The 19,516-nt window shown below is 48.9% G+C and carries 9 protein-coding genes; all 9 read right to left on the bottom strand.

Annotation, left to right across the window (positions count from 1 at the left end):
* Positions 1-158 precede the first annotated feature (158 nt).
* The 9 genes from ACO6V5_RS14305 to ACO6V5_RS14265 all read right to left on the bottom strand — a co-directional run bounded on the left by ACO6V5_RS14305 (position 159) and on the right by ACO6V5_RS14265 (position 19,455).
* Positions 159-1,670: a hypothetical protein gene (locus tag ACO6V5_RS14305; protein WP_422412493.1), complete on the bottom strand. Its 1,512-nt coding sequence runs from the start codon at positions 1,668-1,670 to the stop codon at positions 159-161.
* 99 nt (positions 1,671-1,769) lie between these two features.
* Positions 1,770-3,332 (bottom strand): hypothetical protein, encoded by a 1,563-nt coding sequence (locus ACO6V5_RS14300; protein ID WP_422132399.1) that lies wholly within the window; start codon positions 3,330-3,332, stop codon positions 1,770-1,772.
* A gap of 178 nt (positions 3,333-3,510) precedes the next feature.
* Complete coding sequence (locus ACO6V5_RS14295; RefSeq protein WP_422412495.1) at positions 3,511-5,595, bottom strand: hypothetical protein; 2,085 nt, start codon at positions 5,593-5,595, stop codon at positions 3,511-3,513.
* Between the two features lie 195 nt (positions 5,596-5,790).
* Complete coding sequence (locus tag ACO6V5_RS14290; protein WP_422412497.1) at positions 5,791-8,568, bottom strand: hypothetical protein; 2,778 nt, start codon at positions 8,566-8,568, stop codon at positions 5,791-5,793.
* Between the two features lie 178 nt (positions 8,569-8,746).
* Entirely contained in the window at positions 8,747-10,729 is a 1,983-nt protein-coding gene (locus ACO6V5_RS14285; protein ID WP_422412499.1) for a hypothetical protein, read from the bottom strand.
* 178 nt (positions 10,730-10,907) lie between these two features.
* Entirely contained in the window at positions 10,908-13,340 is a 2,433-nt protein-coding gene (locus tag ACO6V5_RS14280) for a hypothetical protein (RefSeq protein WP_422492122.1), read from the bottom strand.
* Positions 13,341-13,518: 178 nt separating this feature from the next.
* Positions 13,519-15,372 carry a hypothetical protein gene (locus tag ACO6V5_RS14275; protein ID WP_422140021.1) on the bottom strand — a complete coding sequence of 618 codons (1,854 nt, stop codon included), beginning with the start codon at positions 15,370-15,372 and terminating at the stop codon, positions 13,519-13,521.
* Between the two features lie 179 nt (positions 15,373-15,551).
* Positions 15,552-17,183 (bottom strand): hypothetical protein, encoded by a 1,632-nt coding sequence (locus tag ACO6V5_RS14270; protein WP_422492120.1) that lies wholly within the window; start codon positions 17,181-17,183, stop codon positions 15,552-15,554.
* A gap of 160 nt (positions 17,184-17,343) precedes the next feature.
* The gene (locus ACO6V5_RS14265; protein WP_422409199.1) at positions 17,344-19,455 is read right to left on the bottom strand and encodes a hypothetical protein; all 2,112 of its coding nucleotides are present in this window, start codon (positions 19,453-19,455) and stop codon (positions 17,344-17,346) included.
* Positions 19,456-19,516 lie beyond the last annotated feature (61 nt).

The following is a 19,516-nucleotide window of genomic DNA, read 5'->3' as shown; positions in this document are numbered from 1 at the left end:
TTTGTCAAGGGTTCGGCCTGACTGATGACAGACAACCATAGCAGTAACAGCGCTGCCGCAAATAGTGAGTGTTTAATAATTCTATCCTTGCCTTCTGGTATACAGAGAGGAAGGATAGATCAAGAAAATAAGCGTGCTTTTCTGTCAAATAACATTTCCTAATCCTGATCCACAACAACAGGCTTTCGTTTTCGATGTATTCTTTTGTGATTCGACAACGCAATGGCATTCTTGCAGACCATTCTACATGGCCGTAGCTCTCCATCATCCCCGATCAGGATCTCTTCACAGGTTTTTTGTCCTGTGTGGTATTTGCTTTTATGATCTGACATTGCTCTGGCATTCTTGCAGAGAATTCCGCATGCTTGCGGCTGGCCATCCTCTCTAACCACTGTCGCGTCACAGGTTTTTTGTTCGGTGTGGTCTCTGATTTTATGATTCGATAGAGCCCCGGCATTCTTGTACAGGGCACCGCATAGCCGCTGACGACCATCCTCCCCGACCAGTTTTTTGTTACAGGTTCGCTGTCCGGTGTGAACTCTACTTTTATGAGACGACAGAGATTTAGTATTCTTAGAGGCCTTCCCGCATGGCCGCTGTAGGCCATCTTCTCCAATCACTGACGCATCACAGGTTAGTTTCCTGCTGTGATCACTGGCATGCCTGATACCTGTTGAAAGATGACGTGGTTTTTTAACCCATTGGTATGATCCTGTTGTCGTTTGTTGTGTTACTTTAAAAGAGCTTTGATTTCGAAGATTGAGTAACCCGTTGATGATAATCAAATCTTCAGTGGTGGCAGATTCATTCCCGGGCATTTGCGCATTATGGTGTTGAATGTCAGGTAGACTGTTCAATGTTTCAAAAAGTGGGTTTTGTCGGAAATCCGGAGCGCTTAAAGCATCAAAATCATTGATGGATCTCGAGCAGTGTCCTTCAATCAAGTTGCAGTGTGGGTCCGGTCCGGCTGCTGATCGAAATCTACAAACGCCATTGCAGGAATAGACAAAACAGTTTAAATCCAACGTGTGTTGTTGGTGGGGGGCTTTGTCACCACCACCAGAGCCGGAATACTGAAGTCTGGTGAAATAGCTTATAGGATGTGTGGTTGTAACGGGGGTTTGTTGGTCAGAGCATCCTGATGGTTGGCCCTTTTGTTGTTCATTTTCAGAGCCAGGCATCATAATAGTGACCGAAAAAGGATGCATCCCCAGTGCCGAAATAAAAGCCGACTGTAGTTTAATTGGTTTGAACAGTGGTGAACAGAGGTTCCAGTAGCTTTTTAAAAGCCAGCCGACAGCGACAACTGTTTCTAAAGGAAGCCATGAATAAAAGCTGGGGCTCAGAGGAGTACCTTTTGTGGTCAGTATCAGTTCGTAAGTAACCAGCAGGTTGGTGGCGTATAGCAATTGCCAGGAAATCGACTCGATGATGAACGTTTTTATGCGATAACCATACGATCTTTGTCGTTTTGAATAAGGTAGAGAAGGCTCTGAATATCTTTTTAAGCCATTAATGTCTGGCGGCTTACCCGCCAATTTACGTCGGTCAGGCTTTACAGAAAAACCCTGGTTTGGAGAACCTGGATCCTGTTGGAACTCGACAACAAAACGTTTTGTCAACGGTTCGGCCTGACTAACGACAGACAACGATAGCAGCAGTGGTGTCACAAAGAGAGAGTGTTTAATAATTCTATACCTGCTTTCTGGTATAAAGATAGGAAGGATAGATCAAGAAAATAAGCTTGTTTTTCTGACAAAAACCTTTTGCTAATTCTGGTCCACATCAACAGGCTTGCGTTGTTGATGTGTTTTTTTGTGACTTGAAAGAGTTTGTGCACTCTTGCAGAGCGTCCCGCACGGCCGCTGCCGACCATCCTTACCATCCACTGCTATGTCACAGGATTGTTGCCTGTTGTGAGTGTATCTTTTGTGATCTCGCAGAGCGCCGACACTCTTGCAGACCTTCCCGCATGACCGCTGCTGACCATCATCATCGGCCACGATTGCAACACAGGTTCTTTGCCCGTTGTGGTTTCTTTTTTTGTGAAGTGACAGGATGTAGGCATTATTGCAGACCTTCCCGCATGGTTGCGGTTTACCATCCTTGCCGACCACGATTACTTCACAGGTTTTATTTTCATTGTGGTATCTAAGCTTGTGATACGACAAAGCTCTGACGCTCTTGCAGACCTTTCCGCAAGGCCGCTGCTGGCCATCCTCTCGGACCAGTCGCACCTTACAGATTCTTAGTCCGATGTGGGCGTTTCTTTTGTGATTCGACAGGGCTTTGATATTTCTGAAGACCTTCCCGCATAGCCGCTGCAGACCATCCTCTCCGTCCATGGTCAGGCCACAGGTTCTCTGTTCGATGTGAGTGTTTTTTTTGTGATCCGACAGGGCGATGGCATTCTTGCAGACCTTCCCGCATGGCCGTCGCAGACCATCCTCCCCGAGCAAGGCAAGATTACAGGTTCTTTGGCCGGTGTGGGCGTTTCTTTTGTGATCCGACAGGGCCATGGCATGCCTGCAGACCTTCCCGCATGGCCTTTCCATGCCATCCTCTGTGACCAATGTTACGTCACAGGTTTTTTTCCCGGAGTGCGACCTTCTTTTGTGATCCGACAGGGTCTTGGCATTCTTGCAGAGCTTACCGCATGGTCGCTGTTGGCCATCCTTCCCGACCACGGGCACGACACAGGCTTTTTCACCGGAATGGACTTTTCTTTGGTGATCCAAAAGGGATTTAGCGTTCTTGTAGACTCCCTTGCAATTCCATAGCTGGCCATACTGATCGACCGTTGTCAGGTTACAGTAGACTGGCGCTGCAGGAGCGGTTGTATTGACCGGGTTGTCATTAATGCCATGTGCCTGAAGTTGAATGGCAAAGGGATCATTTGACCTTTCGTTTGCCGAATCAGAATGTAATCGGAATTTACAAACGCCATGACAGGGGTGGACGAAACAATCTAAATCCAAAGTGTGTGAGTGTTGTTGAGGGTCTTCGTAGCCGTCACCGGAGCCGGAAGACAGAGAGCTGGTGAAAACGCTTGTTGGCTGGCGGCTGGCTTGCAGGGCCTGTTGGCCAGATGACTCTGGTAGCTGGCTTTGTTGTTGTGGTTGTTGTTGGTCATATCCGGAGCCTTGAATCATAGTAGCGATTACAAAGGGCTGACTCCCCTGTGTCAAGCTCATTTCTGATTGTTCATCCGGTTTAAACAGTGGTGAGTCGGGGTTCCAATAGCTTTTCAAAAGCCAGCCGACCGTGGCAATCCCTTCTATCGGTAGCCATGAATAAGAGGTAGCACCCAGAGGAGAGGCTTTGCTGGTCAAGGTTTCAGCCTGACAGGCGACAGTCAGCGAAAGTAGTAGCAGATGTGCCGCAAAGAGTGAGTATTTAATGATTTTATCCTTGTCTTCGGATATACAGAGAGGAAGGATAGATCAAGAAAGTAAGCGTGGTTTTCTGTCGAAAACTTTTTGCCAAAGGTGGTTACTTATTCACATTACCTTATGGAGGACTGAGACTGTCTTTATGGTCCGCATCAACAGGCTTGCGTTTTCGATGTGTTCTCTTGTGCTCAGACAGGGTTTTGGCATTCTTGTAAACTTTTCTACATGGCCGCTGTTGACCATCCTCCCCGACTATCATAACATCACAGGTTTGTTGCCCGGTGTGGCCGTTTTTTTTGTGATCCGCAAGGATCGACTTATTCTTATAGATCTTCCCGCATGGTCGTCGCTGGCCATCTTCCCCGACTATCATTACGTCACAGGTTTGTTGCCCTGCGTGGGTATTTCTTTTGTGATTACAAAGGGCTCGGCGATTCTTGCAAACTCTTCCGCATGGCCGTCGCATGCCATCCTTACCGACCATCATAACGTCACAGGTTTGTTGCCCGGAGTGAGTGTCTCTTTTGTGCTCCTGTAGAACGCAGGCACTCTTGCAGGCTTTCCCGCATGGCCGCTCCTGGCCATCCTCATCGGTCACGATCACATCACAGGTTTTTTGCTCGCTGTGATTTCTTTTTTTGTGATCTGACAGGGTACAGGCATTCTTGCAAACCTTTCCGCATGGCCGTCGCTGGCCATCCTCCCGGACCATCATAACGTCGCAGGTTTGTTGTCCGGTGTGGGTGCTTCTTTTGTGATACTGCAGAGCGCCGACATTCTTGCAGACCGTTCCGCAAGGTCGCGGCTGGCCATCTTCTGAGACCATGGTTACGTCACAGGTTTTTTTCCCGGTGTGTTGTTTGAATTTATGACATGAGAGGGAGCCAGCACTATTGCAGAGTTTCCCGCATGGCTGCGGCTGACCATCCTCCCCGACCACGATTACATCACAGATTCTTTGCCCGGTGTGGGCGCTTTTTTTGTGAGTCAACAGGGCGCTGGCATTCATGCAGACCTTTCCGCATGGCCGCTCCTGACCATCCTCTGTGACCATTATGACTGCACAGATTTGTTGCCCGGTATGGGCCTTTTTTTTGTGACCCGACAGGGCATCGGCATTTTTCCAGACCTCCCCGCATGGTCGCAGTCGGCCATCCTCCGCGATCACGGGTGCGAGACAGGTTTTTTTGCCGGTGTGGAATTTTTTTTGGTGATTCAAAAGGGATTGAGCACTCTTGTAGACTTTCTCGCAATTCCGTAGCTGACCATCCTCATCAAGTCTTGTCAGGTTACAGGGGACTGGCACCGGAGCGGTTGTATTGACCGAATTGCGGTCAATGTCATGTACTTGAAAAATTTGGCCAGAAGCGCATTGGAGTTGAATGACAAAGAGATTATTTGATGTTTCATTTGCAGAATCAGAATGCCAGTTGCAACGATAGCAGAGACAATTATGGGGGCAGGGGTTTTGTCCGGGTGTTGCTCCTGTTGGGTTTGCCAGACTTTCTTCAGAATTCAGCGACCTTTCAGCTGGCCCCATGTTTTCGGAAGATGGTCGGAATTTACAAACGCCATGACAGGGGTGAACGAAACAATCTAAACCTAAAGTATGTGCGTGTTGTTGAGGGTCTTCGTAGCCGTCACCGGAGCCAGCAGACAGAGGGCTGGTGAAAGCACTTGTTGGTCGGCCTTTGGCTTGTTGGCCTGATGACTCTGGTGACTGGCTTTGCTGTTGTGGCTGTTGCTGTGGTTGTTGTTGGTCATAGCCGGAGCCGTGCATCATAGTAGTGATCGCAAAGGGCTGATTCCCCTGTGTCAACCTGATTTCTGATTGCTCAATCGGTTTAAACAGAAGTGAGTCGGGGCTCCAATAGCTTTTCAAAAGCCAGCCGACAGTGACAATCCCTTCTACCGGTAGCCATAAATAAGAGGTAGCACTCAGAGGAGGGGCTTTGCTGGTCATGATCAGTTCGAAGACAACAAGCAAATTCGTGGCGTAAAGCAACTGCCATGAAATCGACTCAGTGAGGGTTGTTTTTTCTTCGTAACTAAAAAAGTACTGTCGTTTATAGTCGGAGGATAAATCTGGTCTTTTAAAACCGTTTTTGTCGGTAATATCTGACGTGCTATACGGCAGTGAACGTTGGTCTTTTTTTATAGAAAAACTCTGGTTTGAAAAAACTGAATCTTGTTTAAGTTCCACAATAAAACGCCTGGTCAAGGTTTCTGGCTGACAGGCGACAGTCAGCGAAAGTAGCAGCAGAGGTGCCGCTAAGAGTGAGTATTTAATGACTTTATCCTTGCCTCCGGGTATACAGACAGGAAGGATAGATCAAGAAAGTGAGTTTTTTTTCTTTCAAAAACCTTCTGCTAAAGGTCGTTATTTATTTACTTTATCTTATGGAGGGTTGAGACTGTCTTTCTGGTTCACATCAACAGGCTTGCGTTTTCGATGTGTTCTTTTGTGCGCAGTCAGGGTTTTGGCATTCTTGTAAACCTTTCCACATGGCCGCTGTTGACCTTCCTCACCGACTATCATAGCGTCACAGGTTTGTTGCCCGGTGTGAACGTTTTTTTTGTGATCCGCAAGGACCGACTTATTCTTATAGACCTTCCCGCATGGTCGTCGCTGGCCATCCTCCCCGACTATCATAAGGTCACAGGTCTGTTGCTCGCCGTGGGCATTTCTTTTGTGATTACGAAGGACTCGGCTATTCTTGCAAACTGTTCCGCATGGCCGTCGCTCACCACCCTCCCCAACCATATTAACGACACAGGTTTGTTGCCCGGTGTGAGCGTTTTTTTTATGATACTCCAGAGCGTTGACATTCTGGAAGACTATGCCGCATGTCCGAGGTTGGCCATTTTCCCCAGTCACGGTTACTTCACAGGTTTGTTGCCCGGAGTGGTATCTTCTTTGGTGATTCATCATGGCAGGACTCTTGCAGATCGTCATGCATGGCCGTTGCTGGCCATCCTCCCCGGCCATCATAAGGTTACAGGTTTGTTGCTCGGTGTGAGCGCTTTTTTTGTGATACCGCAGAGCGTTGACATTCGTGCAGATCTTCCCGCATGGCTGCTGCTGGCCATCCTTATCGGCAATGAGCATACTGCAGGTTTTTTGCCCGCTGTGGTATCCAAGCTTGTGAGACGACAAGGACCTGGCGCTCTTGCAGACTCTTCCGCAGGGTCGCTGCAGGCCATCCTCCCCGACAACGGTTAAGACACAGGTTTTTTGTCCGCTGTGGTGATCGAATTTATGACACGAGAGAATTTGAGCAGTCTTGCAGAGAGTCCCACATGGCTGCGGTTGACCATCGTTCCCGACTATCATAACTTCACAGATTTGTTGCCCGCTGTGGGCGTTTTTTTTGTGAGCCGACAGGGCGTAGGCATTTATGCAGACCGTCCCGCATGGTTGTGGTTTATCATCCTTGCCGACCACAATGACTTCACAGGTTTTTTGCCCGCTATGATATCCAAGCTTATGAGACGACAAGGCTTTGGCGCTCTTGCAGATCGTTCCGCAAGGTCGCTGCTGGCCATCCTCTCCGACCAGGGTTGAGTCACAGGTTTTTTGCCCGCTGTGTTGATTGAACTTATGAGAAGAGAGAGAGTGATTGCTGTTGCAGAGTTTCCCGCATGGCCGCAGCTGACCATCCTCACCGACCACGGTTACATCACAGGTTCTTTGCCCGGTGTGGGCGCTGTTTTTGTGACTCGACAGAGCGCTGGCATTCTTGCAGAACTTCCCGCATGGTTGCGGTTTACCCTCTTTGCCGACCACAATGACTGCACAGGTTTTTTGCCCGCTGTGGTATCCAAGCTTGTGGTCTGACAAGGCTTTGGCGCTCTTGCAGACCGTTCCGCAAGGCCTCTGTTGGCCACTCTCTCCGACTACGGTCACATCACAGGTTCTTTGCATGTCGTGAGCTCTCTTTTTGTGATTCGTCAGGGAGTTGGCGCTCATGCAGACCCTTCCGCATGGCCGTTCCTGACCATCCTTTGTGACCATTATGACTTCACAGGTTTTCTGCCCGGTGTGCGTTCTTCTTTTGTGGCTCGACAGGGCACCGGCATTTTTCCAGACCTTCCCGCATGGTCGCAGCCGACCATCCTGCCCGACCACGGGCGCGAGACAGGTTTTTTTACCGCTGTGAACTTGTTTTTTGTGATTCAAAAGGGATTGAGCACTCTTGTAGACTTTCTCGCAATTTCGTAAGTGGTCATCCTCATCGACCATTGTCAGGTTACAGGCGAATTGCTCTGCAGGGGCGGTTGTATTATCCGGGTTATCATCAATGTCATGTACCTGGAATAGTTGGCCAGAAGCGCATTGGAGTTGAATAGCAAAGGGATCCTTTGATGTTTCATTTGCAGGATCAGAATGCCTGGTGCAACGATAGCAGAGACAATTATGGGGGCACGGGTTTTGTCCGGGTGTTGCTACTGTGAGGCTTGTCAGACTTTCTTCAGAATTCAGCGACCTTTCAGTTGGCTCCATTTTTTCGGAAGATGGTCGGAGTTTACAAACACCATGACAGGGGTGGACGAAACAATCTAAACCCAAAGTATGTGCGTTTTGTTGAGGGTCTCCGAAGCCGTCACCGAAGCCAGAAGAAAGAGGGCTGGTAAAAGCACTTGTTGGCTGGCAGTTGGCTTGTGGGGCTTGTTGGCCAGATGACTCTGGTAGGTGGCTTTGTGGTTGCTGTTGGTCATAGCCGGAGCCGTGCATCATAGTAGTGATCGCAAAGGGCTGATTCCCCTGTGTCAACCTGATTTCTGATTGTTCAATCGGTTTAAACAGTGCTGAGTCGGGGTTCCAATAGCTTTTCAAAAGCCAGCCGACAGTAACAATCCCTTCTATCGGTAGCCATGAATAAGAGGTAGCACTCAGAGGAGGGGCTTTGCTGGTCATGATCAGTTCGAAGGCAACCTGCAAATTCGTGGCGTAAAGCAAATGCCAGGAAATCGACTCAATGAGGGTTGTTTTTACTTCGTAACTAAAAAAATTCTGTCGTTTATAATCAGGGTCTAAATCTGGTGTTTTAAAGCCGTTTTTGTTCGCAATATCTGACGAATTATCCGACAGTGAACGTTGGTCTGGCTTGATAGAATAACTCTGGTTTGAAAAAGCGGCATCCTGCTGAAGCTCGACAATATAATGTCTGGTCAAGGTTTCAGCCTGACAGGCGACAGTCAGCGAAAGTAGCAGCAGAGGTGCCGCAAAGAGTGAGTATTTAATGATTTTATCCTTGCCTCCACATATACAGAAAGGAAGGATAGATCAAGAAAGTAAGCGTGTTTTTCTGTTAAAAACCTTCTGCTAAAGTTGTTTACTTAATCACATTACCTTATGGAGTGCTGAGAGTGTCTTTCTGGTTTGTATCAACAGGCTTGCGTTTTCGATGGGTTCTTTTGTGCTTAGAAAAGGTGTTTACATTCTTGTAAACCTTTCCACAAGGCTGCGGCTGACCATCCTCTCCGACCATGGTCACATCACAGGTTTGTTGCCCGGTGTGGGCGCTCCTTCTGTGACCCGACAGAGTTCGTTTATTCTTGCAGACGGTTCCGCAAGGTCGTTGCTGGCCATCCTCGCTGACCAATATAGCGTTGCAGGTTTGTTGTCCGCAGTGGTATCTGCTTTTGTGACATGACAGGTCTTGAACACTCTTGCAGACTTTTCCGCATGGCCGCTGCTGGCGATCCTCATCGGCCACGATCACATCGCAGGTTTTTTGCTCGCTGTGGTGTCTTTGTTTGTGACTCGACAGGATATAGGCATTTTTGCAGACCCTCCCGCATGGTTGCTGTTTACCATCCTCGCCGATCACGATTACTTCACAGATTTTTTGCCCGCTGTGGTATCCACGCTTGTGATCTGACAAGGCTTTGTTGCTCTTGCAGACCGTTCCGCATGGCCACTGCCGACCATCCTCTCTGACCAGGGGCATGTCGCAGGTTTTTTGCCCGGTGTGTCGACTGTACTTATGAGTGGAGAGAGATTGAGTACTTCTGAAGAGTTTCCCGCATGGCCGCAGCTGACCATCCTCCCCGACCACGGTCTCACCACAGGTTCTTTGCCTGCTGTGGACGTTTTTTTTGTGACTCGACATGGCGCCACCACTCTTGCAGACCTTTCCGCATAGCCGTTCCCTACCATCCTCTGTGACCATTATCACGTTACAGGTTTGCTGCCCGGTGTGGGCACTTCTTCTGTGATTCGACAGGGCAACTAAATTTTTGCAGACCTTCCCGCATGGTCGCAGAAGGCCATCCTCCCCGACCACGGGAGTGAGACAGGTTTTTTTGCCGGTGTGGACTTGTCTTTTGTGATTCAAAAGGGATTGAACACTCTTGTAGACTTTCTCGCAATTCCGTAGCTGACCATCCTCTTCAAGTATTGTCAGGTTACAGGGGACTGGCACTGGGGAGGGGGTTGTATTGGCCGGGTTGTCATCAATGTCATGTACCTGAAATGGTTGGCCAAAAGCCCATTGCAGTTGTATGGCAATGGGATTATTCGATGTTTCATTTGCGGGATCAGAATGTCGAACGCAACGATAGCAGAGACAATTGTGAGGGCAAGAGTTTTGTTCTGGTGTTGTTCCTGAATGGCTTGCCAGACTTTCTTCAGATTTCAGCGACCTTTCAGCTGGCCCCATGTTTTCGGAAGATGATCGGAATTTACAAACGCCATGACAGGGGTGAACGAAACAATCTAACCCTAAAGTATGTGCGTGTTGCTTAGGGTCTCTGAAGCCGTCACCTGAGCCAGATGACAGAGGGTTGGTGAAGGCGCTTGTTGGCTGGCGTGTGGTTTGTGGGGCTTGTTGGTCAGATGACTCTGGTAGCTGGCTTTGTGGTTGTTGTTGCTCATAGCCGGAGCCGTGCATCATAGTAGTGATTGCAAAGGGCTGATTCCCCTGTGTCAACCTGATTTCTGATTGTTCAATCAGTTTAAACAGTGCTGAGTAGGGGTTCCAATAGTTTTTCAAAAGCCAGCCGACAGTGGCAATCTCTTCTATCGGTAGCCATGAATAAGAGGTAGCACCCAGAGGAGGGGCTTTGCTGGTCATGATCAGTTCGAAGGCAACCAGCAAATTCGTGGCGTAAAGCAACTGCCAGGAAATCGACTCAATGAGAGTTGTTTTTACTTTGTAACTGAAAAAACTCTGTCGTTTATAATCAGAGGCTAAATCTGGTGTTATAAAATTGTTTTTGTCGGCAATATCTGACGGATTATCCGACAGTAAACGTTGGTCTGGCTTTATAGAAAAACACTGGTTTGAAAAAGCTGCATCCTGTTGAAGCTCGACAATATAACGTCTGGTCAAGGTTTCGGCCTGACAGGCGACAGTTAGAAAAAGTAGCAGCAGAGGAGCCGCTAAGAGTGAGTATTTAATGATTTTATCCTTGCCTCCAGATATACAGAGAGGAAGGATAGATGAAGAAAGCAAGCGTGATTTTCTGTCAAAAACCTTCTGCTAAAGGTTCTTTCTTATTCACTCTACCTTATGGAGGGCTGAGACCGTCTTTCTGGTCCGCATCAACAGGCTGGCGTTTTCGATGGGTTCTTTTGTGATTAGACAGGGTCAATGCATTCTTGTAAAGCTTTCCGCATGGCCGTCGCTGACCATTCTCCCCGACCACTGTTACATCACAGGTTTGTTGCCCGGTGTGGGCGTATTTTTTGTGACGCCACAAGACATTTTTATTCTTGTAGACCTTCCCGCATGGCCGTTTCTGGCCATCCTCTGTGACCATTATGGCGTCACAGGTTTGTTGCCCGGAGTGGGTACTTCTTTTGTGATAACAAAGGGCAAGGTTATTCTTGCAAATTGTTCCGCATGGCCGTTGCTCACCATGCTCCCCGACCATCATAAAGTCACAGGTTTGTTGCCCGGAGTGAGTGTTTCTTTTGTGCTCCTGTAGAACGCAGGCACTCTTGCAGGTCTTCCCGCATGGCCTCTCCTGGCCATCCTCATAGGTCACGATCACATCACAGGTTTTTTGCTCGCTGTGATTTCTTTTTTTGTGTTCAGACAGGGTAAAGACATTCTTGCAAACCTTTCCGCATGGTCGTCGCTGGCTATCCTCCCCGACAATCATAACGTCACAGGTTTGTTGCCCGGTGTGGGTGCTTTTTTTGTGATACCGTAGAGCGCTGACATTCTTCCAGACCGTTCCGCAAGGTCGTTCCCGGCCATCCTCATCGGTCACGATCAGAGCACAGGCTTTTTGCTCACTGTGCTGTCTTTGTTTGTGATCTGACAGTTTATAGACATTCTTGCAAACCTTTCCGCATGGTCGTTGCTGGCCATTCTCCCCAACCATCATAACGTTACAGGTTTTTTGCCCGGCGTGAGTGCTATCTTTGTGATACCGTAAAGTGTCGACATTCTTGCAGAGCGTTCCGCAAGGTCGCTGCTGGCCATCCTCTCCGACCAGGATTACGTCACAGGTTTTTTGCCCGGTGTGGCGTCTGAATTTATGACTCGCGAGAGACCTGGAACTCTTGCAGAGTGTCCCGCATGGCTGCGGCTGACCATCCTCCCCGATCACGGTCACATCACAGGTTCTTCGCATGTCGTGGGCTCTTTTTTTATGACTCGACAGGCTGCTGGCGTTCATGCAGACCTTTCCGCATTGACGTTCCTGACCATCCTCTGTGACCCTTATGAGTTCACAGGTTTGCTGCCCGGTGTGCGTCCTTCTTTTGTGGTCCGACAGGGCACCGCTACTCTTGCAGGTCTTTCCGCATGGCCGTTCCTGACCATCCTTTGTGACCATTATAACATCACAGGTTTTCTGCCCGGTGTGCATCCTTCTTTTATGGCTCGACAGGGCATTGGTATTTTTCCAGACCTCCCCGCATGGTCGCAGCCGACCATCCTTCCCGACCACGGGCGCGAGACAGATTTTTTTACCGCTGTGGACTTGTTTTGTGTGATTCAAAAGGGATTGAACACTCTTGAAAACTTTTTCACAATTTCGTAGCTGACCATCCTCATCAAGTATTCTCAGGTTACAGGGGACTGGCACAGGAGCGCTTGTATTGAACGGGTTGTCATCAATGCCATGTCCCTGAAACAGTTGGCCAGAAGTGCATTGGAGTTGAATGGCAAAGCGATCATTTGATGTTTCATTTGCAGAATCAGAATGCCTGCTGCAACGATGGCAGAGACAATTATGGGGGCATGGGTTTTGTCCGGGTGTTACTCCTGTAGAGCTCGCCAGACTTTCTTCAGAATTCAGCGCCCTTTCAGTTGGCCCCATGTTTTCGGAAGATGCCCGGAACTTACAAACGCCATGACAGGGGTGAACGAAACAATCTAAACCCAAAGTATGTGCGTGTTGTTGAGGGTCTCCGAAGCCGTCACCGGAGCCAGAAGACAGAGGGCTGGTGAAAGCACTTGTTGGTTGGCGTGTGGCTTGTTGGCCAGATGACTCTGGTAGCTGGCTTTGTTGTTGTGGTTGTTGCTGCTCATAGCCGGAGCCTTGCATCATAGTAGTGATTGCAAAGAGCTGATTCCCCTGTGTCAACCTCATTTCTGTTTGTTCAATCGGCTTAAACACTGCTGAGTCGGTGTTCCAATAGCTTTTTAAAAGCCAGCCGATAGTGATAATCCCTTCTACCGGTAGCCATGAATAAGAGGTAGCACCCGGAGGGGGGGCTTTGCTGGTCATGATCAGTTCGAAGGCAACCAGCAAATTCGTGGCGTAAAGCAACTGCCAGGAAATCGACTCAATGAGGGTGGTTTTTATTTCGCAATTGAAAAAGCATCGTCGTTTATAATCAGAGAGTAAATCTGGTGTTACAAAACCGTTTTTGTCGGCAATATCTGACGGATCATCCGACAGTGCACCTTGGTTTGGCTTTATAGAAAAACTTTGGTTTGAAAAATCTGCATCCTGTTGTAGCTCAACAATATAACGTCTTGTCAACGTTTCGGCCTGACAGGCGACAGTCAGCAAAAGTAGCAGCAAAGGTGCCGCAAAGAGTGAGTATTTAATGATTTTATCCTTGCCTCCAGATATACAGAGAGGAAGGATAGATCAAGAAAGTAAGCCTGTTTTTCTGTCAAAAACCTTCTGCTAAAGGTTCTTACTTATTCACTTTACCTTATGGAGGGCTGAGGCCGTCTTTCTGGTTCGCAGCAACAGGCTTGCGCTTTCGGTGTATTCTTTTGTGCACAGACAGGGTTTTGGCATTCTTGTAAACCTTTCTGCATGGTCGCTGTTGGCCATCCTCACCGACTATCATAACGTCACAGGTTTTTTGTTCGGTGTGGGCATTTCTTTTGTGGTTACAAAGGGCTTGGCGATTCTTGCAAACTGTTCCGCATGGCCGTCGCTCACCATCCTTCACAACCATCATAACGTCACAGGTTTTTTTCCCGGTGTGTTGTTTGAATTTATGACACGCGAGAGAATCAGCACTACTGTAGAGTTTCCCGCATGGCCGCGACTGTCCGTCCTCCCCGACCACGGTCAAATCACAGGTTCTTTGCCCGGTGTGAGCGCTTTTTTTGTGTCTCGACAGGGCGCTGCTATTCATGCAGACCCTCCCGCATGGTTGCGGTTTATCATCCTTGCCGACTACGATTACTTGACAGGTTTTTTGCCCACTGTGACATCCAAACTTATGAGACGACAAGGCTCTGGCGCTTTTGCAGACCTTTCCGCAAGGCCACTGGCGTCCATTTTCTCCGACCAGGGTCACGTCACAGGCTTTTTGCCCGGTGTGGGCGTCTCTTTTGTGATCCGACAGGGGACCGGCATTCTTGAAGACCATCCCACAAGGCTGCGGCTGACCATCCTCATCGACCACGGTCACATCACAGGTTCTTTGCCCGGAGTGGGTGCTTGTTTTGTGACTCGACAGGGCGCTGGCATTGCTGCAGACCTTTCCGCATTGACGTTCCTGACCATCCTCTGTGACCATTATGATTTCACAGGTTTGCTGCCCGGTGTGCATCCTTCTTTTGTGGCCCGACAGGGCACCGGCATTCTTGCAGACCTCTCCGCATGGCCGTTCCCGACCATCCTCTGTGACCATTATGACGTTACAGGTTTGTTGCCCGGTGTGGGCCTTTATTCTGTGATTCGACAGGGCACCGGCATTTTTCCAGACCTCTCCGCATGGTCGCAGCCGGCCATCCTTCCCGACAACGGGCACGAGACAGGTTTTTTTACCGGTGTGGTATCCTTTTCTGTGTTTCAAAAGGGATTGAGTAGTCTTGTAGACTTTCTTGCAATTCCGTAGCTGGCCATCCTTATCGACCATTGTCAGGTTGCAGGTGAATTCGGAAGATGGTCGGAATTTACAAACGCCATGACAGGGGTGAACGAAACAATCTAAACCCAAAGTATGTGCGTGTTGTTGAGGGTCTTCGTAGCCGTCACCGGAGCCAGAAGACAGAGGGTTGGTGAAAGCGCTTGTTGGCTGGGGGGTTGTTTGTGGGGCTTGTTGGCCAGATGACTCTGGTAGCTGGCTTTGTTGTTGTGGTTGTTGGTCATATCCGGAGCCGTGCATCATAGTCGTGATTGCAAAAGGCTGATTCCCCTGTGTCAACCTCATTTCTGATTGTTCAATCGGTTTAAACATCGGTGAGTCGGGGTTCCAAAAGCTTTTCAAAAGCCAGCCGACAGTGACAATCCCTTCTACCGGTGGCCATGAATAAGAGGTAGCACCCAGAGGAGGGGCTTTGCTGGTCATGATCAGTTCGAAGGCAACCAGCAAATTCGTGGCGTAAAGCAACTGCCAGGAAATCGACTCAATGAGGGTGGTTTTTATTTCGCAATTGAAAAAGCATCGTCGTTTATAATCAGAGAGTAAATCTGGTGTTACAAAACCGTTTTTGTCGGCAATATCTGACGGATCATCCGACAGTGCACCTTGGTTTGGCTTTATAGAAAAACTTTGGTTTGAAAAATCTGCATCCTGTTGTAGCTCAACAATATAACGTCTTGTCAACGTTTCGGCCTGACAGGCGACAGTCAGCAAAAGTAGCAGCAAAGGTGCCGCAAAGAGTGAGTATTTAATGATTTTATCCTTGTCTCCAAGTATACAGAGAGGAAGGATAGATCAAGAAAGTAAGCCTGTTTTTCTGTCAGAATCTTTCTGTTAAAGGTTGTTGCTTACTTCAGATTACCTTATGGAGGGCTGAGACCGTCTTTCTGGTTCGCATCAACAGGCTTGCGTTTTCGATGCATTCTTTTGTGCACAGACAGGGTTTTGGCATTCTTGTAAACCTTTCCACATGGCTGCGGCTGACCATCCTTTCCGACCACGGTCACAGCACAGGTTTTTTGCCCACTGTGCTTTCTTTTTTTGTGATCTGACAGGATATAGGCGTTCTTGAAGACCCTCCCACACAGTTGTGGTTTACCATCCTTGCTGACCACGAGTACCGCACAGGTTTTTTGCCCGCTGTGGCATCCAACCTTGTGAGATGAAAGGGTTTTGGCGTTCTTGCAGACCGTTCCGCATGGTCGCGGCTGACCACCCTCTCCGACCACGATCACGTCACAGATTTTTTGCCCGGTGTGGGCGTCTCTTTTGTGACCCGACAAGGAACCGGCATTCTTGAAGACCTTCCCGCAAGGCCGTGGCTGACCATCCTCATCGACCACGGTCACATCACAGGTTCTTTGCCCGGTGTGGGCGCTTGTTTTGTGACACGACAGGGCGCTGGCATTCTTGCAGACCTTTCCGCATTGACGTTCCTGACCATCCTCTGTGACCATTATGATTTCACAGGTTTGCTGCCCGGTGTGCTTCCTTCTTTTATGGCCCGACAGGGCACTGGCATTCTTGCAGACCTCTCCGCATGGCCGTTCCCGACCATCCTCTGTGACCATTATGACGTTACAGGTTTGTTGCCCGGTGTGGGCCTTTAGTCTGTGATTCGACAGGGCAGTGGCATTTTTCCAGACCTCTCCGCATGGTCGCAGCCGACCATCCTTCCCGACTACGGGCACGAGACAGGTTCTTTTACCGGTGTGGTATCCTTTTCTGTGGTTCAAAAGGGATTGAGTAGTCTTGTAGACTTTCTTGCAATTCCGTAGCTGGCCATCCTTATCGATCATTGTCAGGTTGCAGGTGAATTCGGAAGATGGTCGGAATTTACAAACGCCATGACAGGGGTGAACGAAACAATCTAAATCCAAAGTATGTGCCTGTTGTTGAGGGTCTCCGCAGCCGTCACCGGAGCCAGAAGACAGAGGGTTGGTGAAAGCGCTTGTTGGCTGGGGGGGTGTTTGTGGGGCTTGTTGGCCAGATGACTCTGGTAGCTGGCTTTGTTGTTGTTGTTGTGGTTGTTGGTCATATCCGGAGCCGTGCATCATAGTCGTGATTGCAAAAGGCTGATTCCCCTGTGTCAACCTCATTTCTGATTGTTCAATCGGTTTAAACAGCGGTGAGTCGCGGTTCCAATAGCTTTTCAAAAGCCAGCCGACAGTGATAATCCCTTCTACCGGTAGCCATGAATAAGAGGTAGCACCCGGAGGGGGGGCTTTGCTGGTCATGATCAGTTCGAAGGCAACCAGCAAATTCGTGGCGTAAAGCAACTGCCAGGAAATCGACTCAATGAGGGTGGTTTTTATTTCGCAATTGAAAAAGCATCGTCGTTTATAATCAGAGAGTAAATCTGGTGTTACAAAACCGTTTTTGTCGGCAATATCTGACGGATCATCCGACAGTGCACCTTGGTTTGGCTTTATAGAAAAACTTTGGTTTGAAAAATCTGCATCCTGTTGTAGCTCAACAATATAACGTCTTGTCAACGTTTCGGCCTGACAGGCGACAGTCAGCAAAAGTAGCAGCAAAGGTGCCGCAAAGAGTGAGTATTTAATGATTTTATCCTTGCCTCCTGATATACAAAGAGGAAGGATAGATCAAGAAAGTGAGCGTGTTTTTCTGTCAAAAAACTTCTGCTAAAGGTCGTTACTTATTCACATTACCTTGCGGAGGGCTGAGACCGTCTTTCCGGTTCGCATCAACAGGCTTGCGTTTTCGATGGGTCCTTTTATGCGCAGACAGGGCCATTGCATTCTGGTAAACCTTTCCGCATGGTCGCAGCTGACCATTCTCCCCGAGCACGGTCACATCACAGGTTTGTTGCCCGGTGTGGGTGCTTATTTTGTGATACCTTAGAGCGCTGACATTCTTGCAGACCGTTCCGCAAGGTCGCGGCTGACCATCCTCTGCGACCATGGTTACCTGACAGGTTTTTTTCCCGGTGTGTTGTTTGAATTTATGAGACGAGAGAGAACCTGCATTATTGCAGAGTTTCCCGCATGGCCGCAGCTGACCATCCTCCCCAACCACGGTCACATCACAGGTTCTTTGTCCGGTGTGAGCGCTTTTTTTGTGGCTCGACAGGGCGCCGGAATTCATGCAGACCTTCCCGCATGGTTGCGGTTTATCATCCTTGCCGAGCACGATTACTTCACAGGTTTTTTGCCCACTGTGACATCCAACCTTGTGAGATGAAAGGGTTTTGGCGTTCTTGCAGACCGTTCCGCATGGTCGCTGCTGACCACCCTCTCCGACCACGATCACGTCACAGGTTTGTTGCCCGGTGTGGGCGTATCTTTTGTGATCGGAAAAGGCGCTGGCATTCTTGCAGACCTTCCCGCAAGGCCGCAGCTGACCAGCCTCACCGACCACGGTTACATTACAGGTTCTTGGCCCGGAGTGGACACTTGTTCTGTGACTCCACAGGGCGAAGGCATTCATGCAGACCTTTCCGCATAGACGTTCCTGACCATCCTCTGTGACCATTGTGATTTGACAGGTTTGCTGCCCGGTGTGTGTCCTTCCTCTGTGGCTCGACAGGGCACTGGCATTCTTGCAGACCCTTCCGCATGGTCGTTCCCGACCATCCTCTGTGACTATTATGACGTTACAGGTTTGTTGCCCGGTGTGGGCACTTCTTCTGTGATTCGACAGGGCAACGGCATTTTTCCAGACTTCCCCGCATGGTCGCAAACGGCCATCCTCCCCGACCACGGGTGCGAGACAGGTTTTTTTACCGGAGTGGACTTTTCTCTGGTGATCAAAAAGGGATTGAACGCTTTTGTAGACTTTCTCGCAATTTCGTAGCTGACCATCCTCATCAAGCGTTTTCAGGTTACAGGGGACTGGCTCTGGAGGGGGGGTTGTATTGGCCGGGTTGTCATCCATGTCATATCCCTGAAAAAGTTGGCCAGAAGCGCATTGGAGTTGAATGGTAAAGAGATTATTTGATGTTTCATACGCAGAAGCAGAATGCCTGATGCAACAATAGCAGAGGCAATCATGGGGGCATGGGTTTTGTTCGGGTGTTGCTGCTGTAAGGCTCGCCAGACTTTCTTCAGATTTCAGCACCCTTTCAGTTGACCCTATGCTTTCGGAAGATGGTCGGAAGTTACAAACGCCACGACAGGGGTGAACGAAACAATCTATACCCAAAGTATGTACGTGTTGTTGAGGGTCTTCGAAGCCGTCACCGGAGCCAGAAGACAGAGGGTTGGTGAAAGCGTTTGTTGGCTGGTGGGTTGTTTGTGGGGCTTGTTGGCCAGATGACTCTGGTAGCTGGCTTTGTGGTTGTTGGACATATCCAGAGCCGTGTATCATAGTCGTGATTGCAAAAGGCTGGTTCCCCTGGGTCAACCTCATTTCTGATTGTTCAATCGGTTTAAACATCGGTGAGTCGGGGTTCCAATAGCTTTTCAAAAGCCAGCCGACAGTGACAATCCTTTCTACCGGTGGCCATGAATAAGAGGTAGCGCCCGGAGGGTGGGCTTTGCTGGTCATGATCAGTTCGAAGGCAACCAGCAAATTAGTGGCGTAAAGCAATTGCCAGGAAATCGACTCAATCAGGTTTTTTTTTACTTCGTAACCGAAAAAGCATCGTCGTTTATAATCAGAGAGTAAATTTGGTGTTATAAAACCGTTTTTGTCGGCAATATCTGACGTATCATACGACAGTACATGCTGGTTTGGTTTTACAGAAAAACTCTGTTTTGAAAAAGTTGCATCCTGCTGTATTTCGACAATATAACGTCTTGTCAACGTTTCGGTCTGACAGGCTACAGTCAGGGAAAGTAGCAGCAAAGGTGCCGCAAAGAGTGAG

Source organism: Endozoicomonas sp. ALD068, from assembly GCF_049310145.1.
Lineage (GTDB): Bacteria > Pseudomonadota > Gammaproteobacteria > Pseudomonadales > Endozoicomonadaceae > Endozoicomonas_A.
This window is presented reverse-complemented; position numbering and strand designations above follow the sequence as displayed.